General features: G+C 41.8%; 17 protein-coding genes. 8 read left to right on the top strand and 9 right to left on the bottom strand.

What is annotated here, in order from left to right; genetic code table 11:
* Positions 1 to 56: 56 nt before the first annotated feature.
* Together J4N22_RS18775 and J4N22_RS18770 are read right to left on the bottom strand one after the other, a co-directional pair.
* On the bottom strand, positions 57 to 1,034 hold the full coding sequence (locus J4N22_RS18775; protein WP_207497118.1) for a nucleotide kinase domain-containing protein: 978 nt from the start codon (positions 1,032 to 1,034) through the stop codon (positions 57 to 59).
* Positions 1,035 to 1,107: 73 nt separating this feature from the next.
* On the bottom strand, positions 1,108 to 1,545 hold the full coding sequence (locus J4N22_RS18770; RefSeq protein ID WP_425339421.1) for an alpha-ketoglutarate-dependent dioxygenase AlkB: 438 nt from the start codon (positions 1,543 to 1,545) through the stop codon (positions 1,108 to 1,110).
* A gap of 1,304 nt (positions 1,546 to 2,849) precedes the next feature.
* Here J4N22_RS18770 and J4N22_RS18765 point away from each other — a divergent pair.
* From J4N22_RS18765 to J4N22_RS18755, 3 genes are read left to right on the top strand one after another with little or no spacing between them, the layout of a single operon-like run.
* Positions 2,850 to 3,320, top strand: a complete 471-nt coding sequence (locus tag J4N22_RS18765) for an Lrp/AsnC ligand binding domain-containing protein (protein WP_207497116.1) — start codon at positions 2,850 to 2,852, stop codon at positions 3,318 to 3,320.
* 23 nt (positions 3,321 to 3,343) lie between these two features.
* Entirely contained in the window at positions 3,344 to 4,213 is an 870-nt protein-coding gene (locus tag J4N22_RS18760) for a Wzz/FepE/Etk N-terminal domain-containing protein (RefSeq protein WP_207497115.1), read from the top strand.
* Positions 4,213 to 5,643 carry an O-antigen ligase family protein gene (locus J4N22_RS18755; protein WP_207497114.1) on the top strand — a complete coding sequence of 477 codons (1,431 nt, stop codon included), beginning with the start codon at positions 4,213 to 4,215 and terminating at the stop codon, positions 5,641 to 5,643. The genes J4N22_RS18760 and J4N22_RS18755 overlap by 1 nt, the downstream gene beginning before the upstream one ends.
* A gap of 2 nt (positions 5,644 to 5,645) precedes the next feature.
* On the opposite strand, the gene J4N22_RS18750 is transcribed toward J4N22_RS18755, so the two are convergent.
* On the bottom strand, positions 5,646 to 6,797 hold the full coding sequence (locus tag J4N22_RS18750; RefSeq protein WP_207497113.1) for a glycosyltransferase family 2 protein: 1,152 nt from the start codon (positions 6,795 to 6,797) through the stop codon (positions 5,646 to 5,648).
* 18 nt (positions 6,798 to 6,815) lie between these two features.
* Positions 6,816 to 7,631 carry an alpha/beta fold hydrolase gene (locus J4N22_RS18745; RefSeq protein ID WP_207497112.1) on the bottom strand — a complete coding sequence of 272 codons (816 nt, stop codon included), beginning with the start codon at positions 7,629 to 7,631 and terminating at the stop codon, positions 6,816 to 6,818.
* A gap of 187 nt (positions 7,632 to 7,818) precedes the next feature.
* On the opposite strand from J4N22_RS18745, the gene J4N22_RS18740 reads away from it, so the two are divergent.
* From J4N22_RS18740 to J4N22_RS18730, 3 genes are all read left to right on the top strand, one after another.
* Positions 7,819 to 8,259: a MarR family winged helix-turn-helix transcriptional regulator gene (locus J4N22_RS18740; protein ID WP_207497111.1), complete on the top strand. Its 441-nt coding sequence runs from the start codon at positions 7,819 to 7,821 to the stop codon at positions 8,257 to 8,259.
* Positions 8,260 to 8,486: 227 nt separating this feature from the next.
* On the top strand, positions 8,487 to 10,280 hold the full coding sequence (locus J4N22_RS18735; RefSeq protein WP_207497110.1) for an acyl-CoA dehydrogenase family protein: 1,794 nt from the start codon (positions 8,487 to 8,489) through the stop codon (positions 10,278 to 10,280).
* A 149-nt stretch (positions 10,281 to 10,429) separates the two neighbouring features.
* A complete protein-coding gene (locus J4N22_RS18730; protein ID WP_207497109.1) occupies positions 10,430 to 10,795 on the top strand; it encodes a carboxymuconolactone decarboxylase family protein in 366 nt (121 codons plus the stop codon).
* Positions 10,796 to 10,879: 84 nt separating this feature from the next.
* Here the strand turns inward: J4N22_RS18730 and J4N22_RS18725 are convergent, their stop codons facing one another.
* Positions 10,880 to 12,193, bottom strand: a complete 1,314-nt coding sequence (locus tag J4N22_RS18725; RefSeq protein ID WP_207497108.1) for a vanadium-dependent haloperoxidase — start codon at positions 12,191 to 12,193, stop codon at positions 10,880 to 10,882.
* Between the two features lie 160 nt (positions 12,194 to 12,353).
* On the opposite strand from J4N22_RS18725, the gene J4N22_RS18720 reads away from it, so the two are divergent.
* Positions 12,354 to 13,394 (top strand): 2-oxoacid:ferredoxin oxidoreductase subunit beta, encoded by a 1,041-nt coding sequence (locus J4N22_RS18720; protein ID WP_207497107.1) that lies wholly within the window; start codon positions 12,354 to 12,356, stop codon positions 13,392 to 13,394.
* Between the two features lie 59 nt (positions 13,395 to 13,453).
* Here the strand turns inward: J4N22_RS18720 and J4N22_RS18715 are convergent, their stop codons facing one another.
* Both J4N22_RS18715 and J4N22_RS18710 read right to left on the bottom strand, forming a co-directional pair.
* Positions 13,454 to 14,335, bottom strand: coding sequence for a cupin-like domain-containing protein (locus J4N22_RS18715; protein WP_207497106.1), 882 nt, complete (start codon positions 14,333 to 14,335; stop codon positions 13,454 to 13,456).
* Positions 14,336 to 14,567: 232 nt separating this feature from the next.
* Positions 14,568 to 15,155 (bottom strand): pseudouridine synthase, encoded by a 588-nt coding sequence (locus tag J4N22_RS18710; protein WP_242692299.1) that lies wholly within the window; start codon positions 15,153 to 15,155, stop codon positions 14,568 to 14,570.
* A 592-nt stretch (positions 15,156 to 15,747) separates the two neighbouring features.
* On the opposite strand from J4N22_RS18710, the gene J4N22_RS18705 reads away from it, so the two are divergent.
* Positions 15,748 to 16,698, top strand: a complete 951-nt coding sequence (locus tag J4N22_RS18705) for a UDP-3-O-(3-hydroxymyristoyl)glucosamine N-acyltransferase (RefSeq protein ID WP_207497105.1) — start codon at positions 15,748 to 15,750, stop codon at positions 16,696 to 16,698.
* On the opposite strand, the gene J4N22_RS18700 is transcribed toward J4N22_RS18705, so the two are convergent.
* Both J4N22_RS18700 and J4N22_RS18695 read right to left on the bottom strand, forming a co-directional pair.
* Positions 16,699 to 17,706, bottom strand: a complete 1,008-nt coding sequence (locus tag J4N22_RS18700; protein WP_207497104.1) for an NAD-dependent epimerase/dehydratase family protein — start codon at positions 17,704 to 17,706, stop codon at positions 16,699 to 16,701.
* A gap of 28 nt (positions 17,707 to 17,734) precedes the next feature.
* On the bottom strand, positions 17,735 to 18,586 hold the full coding sequence (locus J4N22_RS18695) for a 3-hydroxyacyl-CoA dehydrogenase family protein (RefSeq protein ID WP_207497103.1): 852 nt from the start codon (positions 18,584 to 18,586) through the stop codon (positions 17,735 to 17,737).
* Positions 18,587 to 18,593 lie beyond the last annotated feature (7 nt).

Below are 18,593 nucleotides of genomic sequence, written 5' to 3'. Positions count from 1 at the left end.
AATTTTTCAATCTCTGGAAATATTTCAGCTGCCTTAATTTCTTCTATGTGAAGTACTTATTGGCCTTGAGTATTTTGATCAATGAATTTATTTAATCTCCATTTTTCTGGAAAGTAAAATGATATCCTCCCCTTCGGCCTGTCAAACTTTTGTTTGATCCGTACATTTCCAACTAATAAGCCAGGCATCTTAACTCGTAGGTATTTGTCCGTTTCGCAAAAGCAATTCTGCAGATCGATCAGTTGTGGTGGTCGACCGAATAAGTTTTTGAAGTCTGTGAAACCGTATTGCTGTTGATGCTTTTCAAAGTTATCCTGGGTGTACCTGATACAATCCTCGAATGTAAAATGACCTATACCGGAGAAACATTTTTTAATTCCTCGTATGGCACCTATGCCTGCTTTTACAAACGAGTTCTCGCTGAAGTTGATAACAGATGAATAATTAAAATCAATTGCATATTGGTATGCTAAGAACTCACCAATAAAAGAACATTGCAACAGGATATTGTATACTTGTTCCAAAGACTTTGCTGCAATAATTTTTTCAAAGCCTTTACCTTGTAGTAGCTCTTTCTCTACCATTCGCAACCATTTCTCATGCTTTCTCGCATACATGTTATACTTAGCATGAGAGCCCGTCATCATGTAAGCAGGACTGAAGATGGCCACCTGTTTTATCCGCTCGTCGAGCAAAGCAGTTATCCTGTCAACATCAAATGTTTTGATGCTTATTTCACCAAGTCGGCTTTCGAGATATTCCCATGTGGAGATGTTGTTGAAGATCTTAAAAACGATAATCCTAAGCAGGTTATCTACGCCAGGATATTGCTGTTCTTTTTCTGAAATAACATGTCTTACCAGGTATTGGCTCACCCTGTCCAGCACACGATAAACATTGGTAAATTTATATTGAGCAAGAATAGGATCATCAGTCAAATCACTCTCCAAACCTTCAAACCTCCTCCAAAAGATCTTCATTCTCTCCTGGATGAAATAGAAGTAGTACTGGTAAGTTTCGTCCCTGGCTTTCATCGGATACTTTTACTTACAATGAGGCTGGTGGTGGCAAAAATAACTTTTATCGAAGTGTGCACTTCCGGGATTATTAGACGTTGATGCCGTAGATCTCTCTCAGCATTCCAGCTACCTTACCCTCAGGATTAAGTGGCTTCACCTTTTTCTCTTTCACCTTGCGGTAAGTGATCGACCACCTTCTGTCTCTATGTTGCACGTTGCCGTCAATTACGTCTTTCTTCCTGGGAGGTATGGCGTGTTTCCATTTGTACCGTACCTCATCCTGCATTACATACAACGAACGCCTCGGCACCTCTACATCTACCACATCTGTACCTTTTAAAAATCGCATTATACAACCGCTTCCCAGGTTGATACCGCAGATCTGGTTTTCAAAGTAGTTCCTGTCCTTGTGCGGCCTGATACCTTGGCCGGGTAGATATTCATTAATAATTACCTGGTCTGGCTGTACAACCACGATACCCTGTTCCACTATCTGCTCTGATAGTTGTTGGATCAGTGGAGGCATGCGAACAGGAAACGCTACCAGGTCATATGGCTTTTCCAGTTCATTCCTGTAGCCATAGTATTGCAGCCTGCGGTCATAGTCAACCACCCATGGCTGGCTGTCTATTTCCTTCATCAGGTCCTCTTCCATTGAAGGGGTAATGAAATCACGGTGAAGCACAAATCCAGGTACTGCTGGTTCCATAAGGTATAGATTTATGAACTAAGAAAGGTGATGGGTCGGAAAGGTTCATATAATAAAAATCTTATGCCGTGTGGTTCTGTAAGAACAGGAAGAAGACTTAAAATAGCAGTAAGTAAATGCAATACAGGAGTTACAAGTAGAGTTGACTAAAACATTGGAAGCACAAAAAAGCCCGCAACTAACACACATGAGAAGTTACGGGCTAAGAAAACAAGAGGTAATTGCTGATCTTGGAATTTTGTGATTTTGAGATTGAATAAAATCTCAAAATCACAAAATCTCAAAATTTCCAAATAGCTGTTGCTGTGGAAGAAGGGCTCGAACCTTCACGAGGTAGTTAGCCAAAGTGCAATGTGTGGTGGTCAACCCCAGTCTTCCTTACGGAAAGCATTACGCTTCGTTTATCCTATGATCCTCACCCCCGAGACAAGAGGGCATGTCTGCCAAAAATTTCATCACTCCACAGTATGTAAAGAACATTGTAGATTTTAGATTGATGATTTAAGATTGAGAGTAAATCTGCAATCCGCAATCACGAAATCTAAAATCAATTTGCTGTGGAAGAAGGGCTCGAACCTTCACGAGGTAGTTAGCCAAAGTGCAATGTAGCGGTGGTCAACCCCAGTCTTTCTTTCGAAAGGCATTACGCTTCGTTTATCCTATAATCCTCACCCCCGAGACAAGAGGGCATGTCTGCCAAAAATTTCATCACTCCACAGTATTTAAAGAACATTGTAGATTTTAGATTGATGATTTAAGATTGAGAGTAAATCTTCAATCCGCAATCTTTAAATCTAAAATCAATTTGCTGTAGGGGGAGGGATCGAACCTCCACGAGGCAGTTAGCAATGGCGCAAAGTTTAGTGGTCAACCCTGGTCGGCCGAACGCAAGTTCCAGTCGGCTCTACGCTTAGTTTATCCTGTTATCCTCACCCCCGAGACAAGAGGGCATGTCTGCCAAAAATTTCATCACCCCACAGTGTTTGTATAAGAACTTTGTATTGCAATGTTAGGCTGAACAGCTGAAATAGAAGAAATAATTCAATAAATATTTTGAAAGTTTAGAAAATCATCAAATATTTGCTTCTGATGATGAAATTTATCAAATAAAGGTTTTTGAAATGGCTGCTAAATTTAATCTTGACAAACTCGACTACCAGATCATTTATGAAATGATGGAAACAGCCGAGATTTCTTATGCTGACCTTGGAAAGAAACTGTATGTTTCGGGCGGTACCATTCATGTGCGCATTAAAAAGCTACAGGAAATGGGCATCGTTAAAGGTACACGTCTCAATGTAGACCTGAAGCTTTTAGGCTACGATGTGATTGCCTTCATAGGTATCTACCTCGAGAAAAGTTCGTTGTACGACGTTGTTGTAAAAGAGCTGACGAAGATCCCGCAGATCGTGCGGTTAAATTATACCACGGGCAATTATAGCATGTTTGCTGAAATTGTTTGTAAAGATATCAACCAGCTGCGCCATGTGTTGCACGATGAACTGCAAAAGATAAAAGGCATAGAACGAACCGAAACATTTATCTCGCTTGAAGAAAGCTTCAACAGAAATGTAGTGGTTACCAACCAGTAACTATCTTCATCAATTATAGTATTATGTCTCAACCCTCATCGGAGTTCAACCTGGCTGGCGTATGGCAGGTTATAATTCGCCACCGTAAAATCATTGCTACTTTCGTTGCTGTTGTGGTGCTGCTGGCAGCATTGCTGTTGTTTTTTGTTCTCCCTAAATATTACAAATCAGAAGCTGTAATTGTAGCTACCAATCCTGCTCTTGCTGATAAATCGAGGTTACTTAATAACAATGTACAGCACCTGTATTCGCCTTATGGCAATGGCGATGATCTCGGAAGATTGTTGGGCATAGCAAGTATGGATACTGTATACCAGCAGTTGGTAGAGCAGTTTAAACTGGAAGATTATTATGAAGTAAGTGATACACGAGGTGCTGAGAAGGCTGCTGTAAAGGCACTGCAGGATGATGTAAAACTGCTTAAGACAGAGAACAACGAATTGTATATCTCGGTTACTACCAAAGACCGTCACCTGTCTTCTAACATCGCCAACAGGATGGTAGAATTGATAGCCTCTACAGCAGAACGCTCCTGGCGAAAAGAATATGCTTCATCACTAACTGCTTTACAAACACGTATTGAAAAAGAAGAGTTGGAACTAGTTGCTTTGGAAAACATGATACGCACTGGCCGTACAGAGGGAGCACAAATTGCTTTATTAAGCAAGCGTGCAGCGCTTGTAGAGCAACTACAACAGCTATACAAAGCATCTAACGAATACCAATTGGCTATAGATAATCAACCTGCAGCGTTAGTTGTTATGCAGCATGCGTCTCCAGCTGTTACACATCATAAGCCGCGCAAAGGAGATGTGCTGGTAGCAGTGTTTTTAGCTTCTCTTGCTTTCGCTGTTATCGCCGCAGTGGTGTACGATCGTAAATGGTCTAGCTGATGCTTCAGCTGTCGTTGCATAAGAAGTTCATGATAGCCGCAGCAATATTCATTGCGGCAATGGTTGTAGCTTTTTTAAAGGAACAGCCGCTGTTTCTACTTTTACCTTTTGCTTATGTAGTGGCTAAGCCGGTGTGGTATGTTGTGGTTAATAAAACACATTGGCTGTTCTACCTGCTCATCTTCCTGCTTCCACTTTCTACTGAATATAATTTCACACCTTCACTGGGTATTGATTTTCCTGATGAACCGCTAATGATGCTGTTGACTGCTGCAGCTATACTTTTATTTTTTCATTCACCTAAAAAATTCCCTGCTGCTGTTTTACAGCACCCATTGTTTTTCTTACTAATAATCCACCTGCTATGGATCGCCACATGTTGTTTTTATTCTACCAATACATGGCTAAGTATAAAGTTTCTACTTGCAAAAACATGGTTCATTGTTCCGTTTGTTATTCTTCCTTCAATGATCAATTGGAGTAATAGACGGCTAAAGCTGTTAGCTTACCTGTTGCTTTTGCCGATGTTGTTTGTGGTGGTTCAGTCAATAGCACGACATGCTTTGTATGGCTTCTCATTCGAAGGTATCAAGTACACGCTATCTCCATTTTTCCGAAACCATGTTAACTATTCAGCAATGCTGGTTTGCCTGCTGCCACTGGCGTTTGTGATGCGGTCTGCAGCTAAACAGCAGCATAGAATAATATGGAATCTAGCTTTAACGATAGCTATGGCAGGAGTTGTTTTCGCATATGCTCGTGGTGCATGGTTAGCTTTATTTTTTGGCGGAGCCGCCGCTGTTATTCTTTATTTTAAATGGCTAAAGCATGTTTTGATTTTGGCTCTTGCTGCATTGATAGCTGCGTCTGCCTGGCTGGTGAAAGACAATAACTACCTGCGCTTCGCACACGATTTTAATACTACCGTTTTTCATGAAGATATTGGTGAACACTTATCTGCTACAGTGCAACTGAAAGATGTATCCAATGCAGAACGATTTTATAGGTGGGTAGCTGCGGCTAATATGGTTCCTGATAAACCAATAGTTGGTTTTGGTCCAAATACATTCTACCAGAACTATAAGCGCTATACAATAACCCAATTCCGTACATGGGTAAGTGAAAATCCTGAACACTCAACGGTTCATAATTATTTTCTGCTTACGCTTGTTGAGCAAGGTGTTCCCGGGCTCGTAATATTCTTACTTCTATTCTACAGCATGCTGCTTCATTGCGAAAAATTATATCATCGACACCGGCGGCAGGTTTATAAAAACCTGTCATTAGCCATTGGAGTATCATTGACCATGATAGGGAGCTTATTGCTCTCCAGTGATCTTTTGGAGACAGATAAAATAGGAAGTTTATTTTGGCTCAGCCTTGGGTTCATCATTGTATTGCAGTCAAAGCTTCATAAGCAGCCGGTGTAGCATTATTTCACGCTTCTTCCTTTCCAGGTGTATTTTCCAAATTTACCCAGCCAACCAGCAATGATGGTATAGCCAATGTGAAACGGCTGCATCACCGGGAACCACCAGAGCAAAGGCATAGCATTGAAGAAGCGGGCTACAGGAATCACAAGGCGCAGTTCTACCAAAGTTTTTAAAGCAATAAGTGCCAGCCATACTAACAGCATTACCTGCCACCAAAGGCTCATAACAAGTAATGCAAGAAAGAAGAAGTTGTACAGGTAGATGAACAGCAGCACGCTAAATATTCGTTTGTCATCAAACTTATCTGCTTTGCTGGCCCACCTGATTCTTTGGTTGAAGAAGGCGCTCCATGTATGCATAGGAGCGGTTTCTACTATGGCTTCTTTTGATAGAAGAAAACCTACTTGTGAAGGATGCTTTTTGTAGATCTTGTGCATGAGTAACATATCGTCACCACTGGCTATGGTGTCAATGCCTTTAAAGCCGCCCACTTCATAAAATGCTTTTTTACTGTAAGCAAGGTTTGCTCCATTGCACATGCTGTGAAACTTCTTATGCACCGCAGCCGCAGTTATGCCTTGCAGGCTCATAAAATCAAGAAACTGGAAACGGGACACAAATGAACCTGTATTGGTAAATGCAACAGGTGCCGCCACAAACACCGGTTGCTGCTGCTGTATAAATGCATCCAACGTTTTAAGCCAATTGGTATGAACTATACAATCTGCGTCGGTTGTTACTATCCATTCTTTTGAAGAATATTGAATTGCCGTATCAATAGCTTTTTTCTTATAACTGTTTAGCGACTTCTGGTCCAGTAGTTCAGCAAGCTTTAGCACCTTAAGATTAGGATACTGATGCTGCAGAGATGTAGCTATGGCAGCAGTATTATCAGTAGAGTGATCATCAACCAGTATCACTTCAAAAAGTGGTGAAGGATAGTTTTGTTGTAATACAGAAAGCAAGCATGCTTCAATTTGCTCTTCTTCATTTCGTGCAGGAATAATAACTGAAAAAGAAGTTCTCGGTACGTGCTGCTGGTGTGCCCGGAACAGCGGAACTTGTAAGAACCAGCGCCGGTATGTTTCTATCAGTACAGCATAACCTATAGTAAAAACAGCAGCAATGATAAGAATGATAATTAGCACCATGTGCGGCAAAGAAAAGAATTAATCAGTGAACATGCTTGCTATCTGCCTGCCATGAAACTCGTGTAGCAGGTTGTGTCCCGACTCAATGATGCGCACTCTTGCAAGGTCTTCTATGCCTTGTATGAAATGCTGTCCGCCGGTGTATAAAATAACCTTGTCGTGTTTACCAAACAACATTCTCACCTGCATCTTTTGCTTCTTTATAAGCCGCTTTAGTTTGGTTAGGTTAGGTACAAACTTTCGCATGGTGGTCCAGCGGCGAAATAGTATAAGCCGTTGCTCCTCGTCATCTACATAATAGTGAACAAAGCCTGCAATGCTTTTTGTTATCATGCCTGTACGTTCGGCAAAGCCAAGCGTTTTCTGCAGCCACTGCGGATGATTGATAGTATGGTGCATCAGCTTGTTTCCTCCCCATGTTCGTGTAGCCAGCCAGTGCCAGAAGTTTACTTTCAATCCATCGGGCGCTACCAGTACCAGCCTGTCTACATGCTTGTGCATGATCTGCGCCAGGTGCAGTGCAATTCTTCCTCCCATGCTAAAGCCCATCAGTACAAATTGTTCGTTCAGTTTGTCCTGCTGTTTTCTTATTTCTTGTATTACCTGTACCAGGTACTCCGGGTGAAACGTCAGCTCCTTATCCCATTCTGTAAGACCATGAAATGGTAGATCAATAGCAATGATAGTATGCGTTTTTCCAAGATGTTTTTCAAGAAAGTAAAAAGTATAACTATCGCGGCCATAGCCATGAAAAGCAAACACCAGCTTTTGACCACTTCCATACTTGCGGTAGTGAAAATCTGAATGCGTATGTTGAATGTAAAAACTATTCATGCCTGAACTTGGTAACGAAAATTATACCTGATTAAAAAACAAGAAGCATAAAGATCAATGAAGATGATGAAGCTTTTTGGCACCATCTTGGAAAGTAGCTGACGAGAACGAACTATTTTTTTATCAATAATGTAATGGAAGTACAGGTAAAAGATCATTATATTTGAATAGTTGCATAACTAACTATATGTCAAACAACCAATTTAAGCGAGGAGAGCTATACAGCTTTATAACTGGTATGGCTTCTACAGCACTAGCACGGAGATTACAGAAAAATTTCAAACAGGCGAACATTGACATAACCATAGAGCAGTGGAGCGTATTGTACCACCTGTGGAAAGAAGACGGTTTGAGCCAGCAAGAGCTTTGCCTGCGTACGTTCAGGGATAAGCCGAGCATAACTAGGCTGGTTGATAATCTTGAGAAGCTGCAATTGGTAAAGCGTGTAGCCTCTTCTGATGACAGAAGGATTAACCTGATATACCTAACAGATAAAGCGAACGAGCTGCAGGAAGTAACACTGGAGATGGCTAATCAAACGCTGAATGAGGCGCTGGAAGGTGTAAGTAAAGCGAATATTGAAATGTGTAAAGCTGTATTGCAGAAGGTATATGACAACCTAAAATAGGATGGGATGATGTCTGATTTCTGATTTGGGGATGTTGGATGTGGAGATGCTGGTCTTCTTAGAATGGATAAGGACCACGCTGGTGGCAGAAGAGCGTTTTGCAGTACAAGTGTGCGACGCAACGATGATGAAGAGAGAGGCACTGCCGGTTCAATAAAAACCATCTACAACTATAGCTGCTGAGAGCAAGCGAAAACTTATAGCAAACAACTTCAAAAAATATAATCATGAGCACTAGCACGCAAAATGCCCAAAGCCTGAAAGGCGGTGAGTGGCTTATAAAAGAAGCTTCGCCGTTTGAAACCTTCATACCTGAAGATTTCAATGAAGAGCAAAAGATGGTAAAAGAAATGTGTCTTTCTTTTCTTGAGAATGAAGTGATACCGGTACTTGATCGCATAGATCAATTGGAAGAAGGTCTGATGCCTTCGTTGGTTGCCAAAGCCGGTGAGCAAGGTTTGCTGGGTGTTTCAATGCCTGAAGACCTTGGTGGATTAGGAAAAGATTTCATTACCTCTACTTTGGTGAACGAAGGACTGGGTGGCGGTTTCTCTTTTTCAGTTGCTGTTTCTGCGCATACAGGTATTGGTACGTTGCCCATATTATATTTTGGTACTGAAGAGCAAAAGCAGAAGTATGTGCCCAAGCTTGCTACAGGAGAATGGAAAGGTGCATATGGATTAACAGAACCGAATAGTGGAAGTGATGCCCTGGGCGCAAAAACAACAGCCCGTTTATCTGAAGATGGTAAGCACTACCTGCTGAATGGTCAGAAAGTTTGGATCACCAATGGAGGCTTTGCGGATGTTTACACCGTATTTGCTAAAGTAGATGGTAACCAGTTCACCGCATTCATTGTAGAAAGAGGCACAGAAGGATTTACTAATGGACCTGAAGAACATAAGATGGGCATCAAAGGATCTTCTACTGTTCAGCTGTACTTCCAAGATGCCAAAGTACCGGTAGAAAATGTGCTCGGTGAAATTGGCAAAGGGCACATCATTGCATTTAATATTTTGAACATTGGCAGGTTGAAATTGTGTGCTGCGGCTTTGGGTGGTTCAAGAAGAGCATTGAATACCTCCATAGAATATGCACTTACCCGTGAACAGTTCAAGCAGCCGATCAGCAACTTTGGAGCTATACAGCACAAGCTGGCTGAGATGGCTATCCAGACATGGGTTTGTGAAACTGCACTCTACAGAACAGCAAAATGGATAGATGATAAGGAAACAGAATTGGTGAACAGTGGCAAGCCTTTCAACGAAGCATTGCTAGGTGCAGCGGAAGAATTTGCTATAGAATGTGCCATGCTGAAAGTCTATGGCAGCGAGGTGCTGGACTTTGTAGTGGATGAAGGCGTACAGATACATGGTGGCAATGGCTATAGCGATGAATACATTATTAGCAAAGCCTACCGCGATAGCCGCATCAACAGGATATACGAAGGCACCAACGAGATCAATCGTTTACTTACTGTAGATATGGTACTGAAGCGCGCAATGAAAGGCAGGCTTGACCTGATGGGTCCTGCTATGAGTGTGCAGAAGGAGCTGATGAGCATACCTGATTTTGGAAGTGGAGAAGAGGAAGCTTTCTCAAAAGAACTGAAAGCTATAGCCAACTTCAAGAAAGCCATATTGATGACAGCCGGTGCTGCTGTTCAAAAGCTGATGATGCAGATAGAGCACGAGCAGGAGATACTGATGAATATTGCTGATATGGCAATTGAAACCTTCAATGCTGAAAGCGCACTGTTGCGGGTCATGAAGCTGGCTGAAAGCAAGGGTGAAGCAGCTATCCAGTACGAAATGGACATGATGAAAGTATACTTGACAGATGCTGCTGATAAGATAAATAAGTATGGTAAAGACGCTGTGAATGCATTTGCCAGCGGCGATGAACAGCGAATGATGCTACTAGGTATTAAGCGTTTCACTAAAGTGGAAGCATACAATACCAAAGATGCAAGAAGAAGAATAGCTGCTAAGTTGATCAGCGACGGCAGGTATCCATACTAGTCCACATTCAATACATTTTTAAAGGCCCTGGTGATCATCCAGGGTCTTTTGTTTTACAAGCAGCTTCTGTCCTGCAATTTCTTAATCTTCCTCATCTTGTAAATCATGGTTCTTTCATCGCTCTATCTTTGCAGTCTAAATTTTACAATATGAGCAAACTGGTAGAGGAGTTCAACGACTATAGAGAACGCATGAACGAGGTGATACTAGGCAAAAACAACCTGGTGATGAAGCGCCTGTGGAACCTGGATACAAATACATACGACGAAGGTGCATTGGATAAGAAAACGAAAGAGATGCTGGGGCTGGTGGCTAGTATGGTACTTCGTTGCGATGATTGCATCAAATATCATTTAGGCAAAAGCTATGAGCTGGGCGTTACCACCGAACAGATGTACGAGATATTTGCCGTGGCTAATATTGTTGGCGGAACTATTGTTATTCCACACACACGCCGTGCGGCAGAGTATTGGGAAGAATTGCAAGATGCTTCGGAGACAACAAGAGAAATTTGATTTCAGAGTGGCTCACTCTATAAAAGAAGAGGAGCAACACTACCAGGTGCTGCTCCTCTTCTTTTAAAAGCTATTGTTGCGCTACTATTTCAGCTTGATGTTCTTGAAAACTACTTCCCCTACTGTTTTACCTTGTTTTACGCCATTCTCGTTTCCTTCCCTGTAGTGTATACCGCCGTAAAGCCTTGACATAGCCGCTTCGTTAGCTGCATCACGCAATGAATTATAAGTGCGTGCAGGCAGCCCCATGCTAGTATTGGTTTTATCGGTAAAAGAGATATTTCCGAAGAAGCCGGTAAGTATTTCTGCCGCTGCGCCTGACGAAACTGAATGCCCTGAGGGATACTCTGGGAAAGGTGGTGTTGAAATAAAAGAAGACCATGAAGAAGCACCTGGTAAGTAGTCGCGGATATATGTTTGTGGGCGTAGCAGGTTGTACTTGTACTTCGCATCCCAACATGATATGAATGCATCAGCAAGACCAATACCCAGCATCAGGTGCATTTCAGCTGTTTTGGCTAAAGGCAGGTTCTTTTCTTTTGCTAGTTGATTGGCTATACCTACCCAGTGTCCCGGAGGTGTAGGTGTGCCAGCGCCATCAGCCCACCACTGGGCAATGTTCCTTTGATCTTGTGTTAGATTTTGAGATACCTGGTATACTTCTACCGCCTGGTTGTAAAAAGCAGATCCCGGAGTGCTGCTAAAGGGAATAGCCTGTGCTTCTTCGCACTCGCTACTGCTAAGCATGGCAAAACATTTTACCTTACCCCAAAAAGGCTCTAATGGGTTAAGAACAGCGCCTGTAGGAGCCCAGTTAGCAGCGTTTGAGGTTCTACCTGGAACTGTATAGACCATGCTGGTAGTTTCAGCCATACCATCTTTGTTGGCACGGTTCAGAACTGATTGCGCTACCATATAACCAAACTCGCGTGAATCATTTTTTACCGTTTCATGCACCTGCGTATTCAGCTGATCGTTGTACTTCTTGTACAAAGCATCCAGTTGATTTTTGGTAGCCGCGCTGGCATTTGGCAAAAGTCCTTTTGCCACCCTGTACATTGCCTCGTTTAAAGCAATGTTGTATTGTAACCTGGTAAAAGAAGCTATTTTAGGAAGATTAGCCAACAATGGAACTTGTCCTTCTACAGACCTATTACCTGGAATACCTGGTAGTACCGCTTCGTACAAAGCAATACCAGCATAAGCATAAAATCTGGAAGCACGTGGAGGATTAAGTCCTTCATTTTTTACCGCCTGGCGATATTGTTCCATCCATTCTATAGCTACAGTTGATGAAAATTCTGATGCAGCTGGCTGGCTTGGTACTACGTCATCGTACTTTCTACAACTGGACAGAAATAAGCAGAGGGCAGTGATTGCCAGGAAAATCCTTAACATATAATCTTAGTTTCAGAGACTTCAATGACTCAAAAACCATCTAAATGGCTGCTTTACAATTGTAATGGATGTTCAAATGCATATACTTAGCTAAAAAAATATAAAAGCACCTGCAGATAATTTATTTATAAGAAATTTGTACTTCAATTGAATTTATTAGATGTCTACGATAACACAAATTGCTCCTACAACCCTTACGGCTAAAGACTTTGCAACAGACCAGGAAGTGCGCTGGTGCCCGGGTTGCGGCGATTACTCAATACTTGCACAGGTTCAGAAGATAATGCCTGGGATTGGTGTTCCTAAAGAAAATATTGTCATCATTAGCGGAATTGGCTGTAGCAGCCGTTTCCCATACTATATGAATACGTACGGAATGCATAGCATTCATGGTCGTGCTACAGCGATAGCCAGTGGGTTAAAAGCAAGCAGGCCTGAGCTGAGTGTTTGGATAGTAACCGGTGATGGCGATAGCTTAAGCATTGGTGGAAATCATACTATCCATTTGCTGCGCAGAAACTTTGATGTGAACGTCCTGATGTTCAACAACCAGATCTATGGCCTTACCAAGGGACAGTATTCACCTACCAGCGAATCAAATAAGGTAACTAAAAGCACTCCATACGGAAGTATCGATCATCCCTTTAATCCACTTGCTTTAGCATTGGGCGCTGATGGAACTTTCATAGCACGCAGCATGGACCGTGATCCAAAGCACCTGCAAACAATGCTTACCCGCAGCCACCAACATAGAGGTGCTTCTTTTCTTGAGATCTACCAGAACTGTAACATCTTTAATGATGGTGCATTTGAAATATTCACTGAGAAATCAAGCAAGCCTGAAGAAGTGCTGTTTCTTGAGCATGGCAAGCCATTGATCTTTGGTGCTACGCAAAACAAGGGTATTAAGCTGGATGGCTTTCAGCCAGTGGTGGTTGAGCTAGGAAATGGTGTAACCGCTGATGACCTATGGGTACACGACGAACGTGATTTTTATAAAGCACAGATACTGGTGCGTATGTTTGATGATCCACAGAAATCTGGTGGTCACTATCCAAGACCTTTTGGCGTGTTCTACGAAAACGACAGGGCGTGCTACGAGGATGTGATGCAGATGCAGATAGAGGAAACCATTGCTACCAAAGGCGAAGGTGACCTGGATAAACTACTGCGTGGTAAGGAGGTTTGGGAGATCAATTAATTGAAATGATGTATAACTAAAAGACCCGCTTGTAAAGGCGGGTCTTTTCATTTATAAACTTAAGATTGTGCAAGGGCTTCATTTGCCTTTTTGTATATCTTCTTTTTCTTCCAGTTGTACCATTGTATGGGAGCAGTTTTCTTCATCACTGTATCAATTCCCCGCATACCAAACAGGTTCCATACACCGTGCATTTTTCCGGATAGGCTAGACTGCATAGCGCGCAGGCTCATGGCAAAGCCACTATCCAGGTATTCCATATGATGCCAATATCCTGCAGGCATGAACAAAGTATCTCCGTGCTCTAGTATTACTTCGTAACCTTTCGCCTGTTTTAGTGCAGGAAACTCAGTATAGTTAGGTGTGCCGTTGTTTTGGTAGTAGTTAGAAAAGTCAGCCATGCTAAGTACTTCAAATGGCTTCCTGTATAGCTTGTGTTGCTCTTCGTAAGGAAACAACAAAACGCGTTTTCTTCCTACGAACTGCGTATGCAGTATATGCGAAAGATCGATATCGAAATGCATGTGCGTGATGCTTGACTTGCCACCAACAAACAGCATCGGGTATTTCTTTACAAAACCTTTCATCAGGTCTTCAGGCCATGTAAAGTCATTTGTAAGCTCTGGTGCATGGTCGAAAATGTTGAAAAGAAAGATCCTCCACGCTGCAGGTCCGGTGGTTATCATGTCTATGTACTCACCAAATGTTTTATAGTCATCTGCCGTGTTGATAGGAGTATATGCATCGCTCTTCACGTTGTTGTAAAGAGCTACTTTCTTCTCGCCAACAAGCGTTTTAAAATGGTCCCAGTTCCACTTGCTGTATGCCGGCCACTGCTTTGAAAGATCCTTTATAACCAGCGGTTTTTTAGGAGAATAATATGCAGATCTGAAGGTGTCGGGTGAGATGTTTTTTACAACATCAACGGGTTGTAATTGCATGCTGCCAAAGGTTTCAACAAAAGTAACATGTATTATGAGTAAAGGAAGCGGTATAGAAAATTTATACTTTTTTAAACCCTAATATTTTCATTTGAGATGCTTTGCGCTATAGACGTTAACTACCTATTTCGTTGGAGGCGTACCTGTTATAGGTGGAAGAATAACTAGTGCCATCCTGTAGCTAAAACTTCAGTTACAAAAAATTATTTTCTGCAAAGAAGAATAACAGAACCTAGAACAGCAACTTCATTATCTCCTGTTGTGTGTATTGTTTTATGTCTCCTGGTTTCATCCCGTCAATGGTTATGCTTTCTATCCTATGCCTGATAAGCCTGAGCGTAGGAAAACCAACAGCTGCAGTCATCTTTCTTACCTGCCTGTTCTTCCCTTCGTGAAGTGTGATTCGTATCCAACTGGTAGGTATATTCTTCCTGAAACGGATAGGCGGATCTCGTTCAGGTACCAATGGTGCATCAGTAAAAATGTAAGCTTTACATGGTAGCGTGCGATGTTGTTTACCATCTATACTAATGGTTACGCCTGCCTGTATTTTTTGCAAGGCTTCTAATGTAAATGCACCATCTACCTGCACCCAATATTCACGCTCATGCTTATGCTTGGGATGCAGCAAACGCTGGTTGAGTGATGCATCATTTGACAAGATCAACAAGCCTTCACTATCATAATCCAAACGTCCAACAGGGTATACATCTTTGGGTACTTTGAATACATCAGCAAGTGTTGTTTTTGCTTCTTGCGAAGTGAATTGTGAGAGTACCTGGAATGGTTTATAGATGATAAAGTAGTAGTGCATATACATGAAAAAAGCCCGGTTGAAAACCGAGCTTTTGTATATGGATGGGTTAGTAAGTACAGGGACGTAAAATTCCCTACACAATATTAAAAATAGTTTTCTCTAACACAAAAAAAATCCTGAACTATTTTATTCACATTTTTCATATCGTTGTTAATAAGGATAAGCAATCTATGCACGATGTTATCATTTGCATGAAGAAGAAAAACTGAATTATCTACCAGGGCTTTGTTACCAGGATGAGGCTGAAACCCTTTATTCATCATAGTTTCAGCCGATGTAGTATTTTAAAAATTGATGATCACAGCATCACTAGATGTCCTGCTATCTACAGACATTCTACAGACTACTTATTGAAGTAAACATGATCAACCTATAGAATGATGTATCAAGTATATTGATAGCTCAAATGCTGAAACATGCATGACTACTGCATTTGCGAGATGTTGCTTGATCAGCATCATAGTTCTATCGGTACTTACTTGAAACATAAAACATAGCCTCTCAGTTTCTTTCTGTGCTTGTAGTAATGCCCGAATTGAAAATGAATCTTGCCGGGTGAAGATCAATATTACCTTTGCAAGCAAACAATTTTCTCATGAAGTTTCCTACACCTGTTTCGCTTGAATGGCTAGCTGATTTTTTAGATGCTGAACTTGTTGGCGATGGTAGTGCAATGGCTACAGGTATCAACGAGATTCATCGTGTAGAACAAGGTGATCTTTGCTTTGTTGATCATCCGAAATACTACAACAAGTCGCTACATAGCAATGCTACTTACATCATCATAAATACAAAGGATGTAACTGTACCTGAAGGCAAAACATTGCTGGTAGTTCCAGAGCCTTTTGAAGCTTATCTTAAGATAGTAAGGCATTATCGTCCATTCAAAGCATCAGCTACACCTATAAGCGAATCTGCTGTCATTGGTGAAGGCACTGTAGTGATGCCGAATGTTTATATAGGTAATGATGTTATTATAGGAAAGAACTGCATCATACATCCAAATGTTACCATCAATCCTTATACAGAGATTGGTGATAATGTAGTGATACAAGCAGGCAGTGTAATTGGCAGCGATGGATTTTACTACAACACAAAGAAGAATCGCGATGTATGGTATAAGCGCATGGAGAGCTGCGGACATGTAGTGATAGAAGATTATGTAGAGATAGGAGCAGGTTGTACAATAGATAGAGGTGTAACGGCTGATACACGCATTGGTGCAGGAACAAAAATGGACAACCAGGTGCATATAGGTCATGATGTAGTGATAGGTAAGAACTGCTTGTTTGCTGCGCAGGTGGCTATAGCAGGCGGTACTACTTTGAAAGATGGTGTAACGCTATGGGGGCAGGTAGGAGTAAGTAAAACACTTACTATACATGAGAACGTAACCGTGCTGGCACAAAGTGGTGTTGGTAGCGACCTGGAAGCAGGTAAAGTCTACTTTGGAAGTCCTGTAGAAGATGCTCTTTCAAAGAAGAAAGAACTGGTATGGGTGAAAAGAATTCCAGAGCTATGGAAGAAGGTAATGGAGACGAAGTAGCTACAGGTTGTATTTCTTGATCAACGATTTGCAGATAGCTTCAATGCTTTCTTCTAAAGGTTTGTAGTTAAAGTTGTGCAGGTACTGGTTGATCTTACTATTGTTGTACTTAACAGTGGCTTGTGCTGCTACTGCAGTTTCTTTTGTTATTAATGGTTTGTTACCAGTGAACATAGCTTTTAAAGCATCCAGTCTCCATACCAGTGATGCCAGCAATGGAGTAACTTTTTTATGCGGCGGTTTTTTGCCAAAGCATTTTGCCATTATGGTGAATAGCTCCTGGTACGTGATGTTCTCTGCACTGATAATAAAACGTTGTGCACTCACATCACTTTCTACTAGTTGTATGAATGCATCCACCACATCTGCTACATCTACAAAGCCTGTTGTTCCTTCGCTGTACCAGCCAAATTCATCATAAGCAGTTTTAAAAAGTTTGGTAGATCCACTGTTCCAATCACCGGCGCCGAGTATAATAGACGGATTGATGATAACAGCAGGTAGTCCTTCTCCTATTCCGCGCCACACCTCCATTTCTGCATGAAACTTACTCTTACCATAATTACTGTTGCTGGTCTCTTCGCTCCAGTTCATGGTTTCATTTATCTCCTCTACATTAGGTGTTCTTCCAAGAGCGGCTACTGAGCTTACATAACCAAGCTTCTTTACATTATTGGCAACCGCTGCATTCACTACATTGGCAGTGCCTTCTATGTTTATTTTAAAAAGTTGGTCTACATCCTTTGGGCTGAAGGAAACAACAGCTGCGCAATGATATACATGATCCACACCTTGCATTGCTTCTTCCAGTGAGATCACATCCAGTATATCTCCTTGTATCCACCTTACCTTTTCTTGGTGTGGTACTACAGGTATTTCTTTTCTATATAATGCAGACACATTGTATCCTTTACCAACCAATGCAGCAACCAGGTGGGAGCCAACAAGGCCGGTGCTTCCCGTTACAAAAACGGATGTTGGTGAATGATTTTGTTCTGTATGCTGCATATCTTTCTAGCTGTACCTACGCGGTTACTTATTGCTTCTCATAATTATAAAATCCCTTGCCTGTTTTTCTTCCTAGTTCACCATTATTCACTTTTGCTTTTTGTAAAGGCGACGGTGTAAGACGGGCAGGTTTACCCAATGCATTCCAAACAATATTGCTAACGCCATAGTTGATGTCCATGCCTATCATATCCATTAGCTTGAATGGACCCATTTTGAAGCCTGCAGCTTCCAATACTTTATCAATGGTTTCGTGATCAGCAACTCCCAGCTCCACCAGTTTCATTGCTTCAAGATAATAATGACGTGCAACGCGGTTCACTATAAAACCCGGAGCATCTTTACAAACTACAGGAGTTTTATCCAATTGTTTTGCCAGTTCTACCAATTGCTCTACCACTTGCGGTGAAGTATCTTTCCCGGCAACAACTTCCACCAGCTTCATAAGCGGTGCAGGATTAAAGAAATGAAGACCTGCCACATGCGAACGTTCCGGCACTGCAGCAGCAATTTCACCTATAGGTAAAGAAGATGTGTTGGTAGCATAAATAGTAGCAGGAGAATTGATAGACGATAGCTTGTTGAATAGATCGACTTTAGCCTCCAGCTTTTCAACGATAGCTTCTATGATAACATCAGCTTTGCAGTCATCTACATTGCTTGTGAACGTGATGCGGCCAATAATGCTGTCTTTATCTCCTTCCGCTATCTTTCCCTTTGTTTCAAGTGCAGTAAGCGTAGTCTCTAAAGCCAGCCTTGCCTTTTGAACCATTTCGTTGCTTACGTCAAACAAGATGGTGGTGAAACCTTTTTGAGCAGCTACCTGTGCTATTCCGCTCCCCATAGTGCCTGCACCACAAATGCAAATTGTTGTTGCCATAGTGGCG

The sequence above is a fragment of the Aridibaculum aurantiacum genome (assembly GCF_017355875.1).
Taxonomy (GTDB): Bacteria; Bacteroidota; Bacteroidia; order Chitinophagales; family Chitinophagaceae; genus Segetibacter; species Segetibacter aurantiacus.
This window is presented reverse-complemented; position numbering and strand designations above follow the sequence as displayed.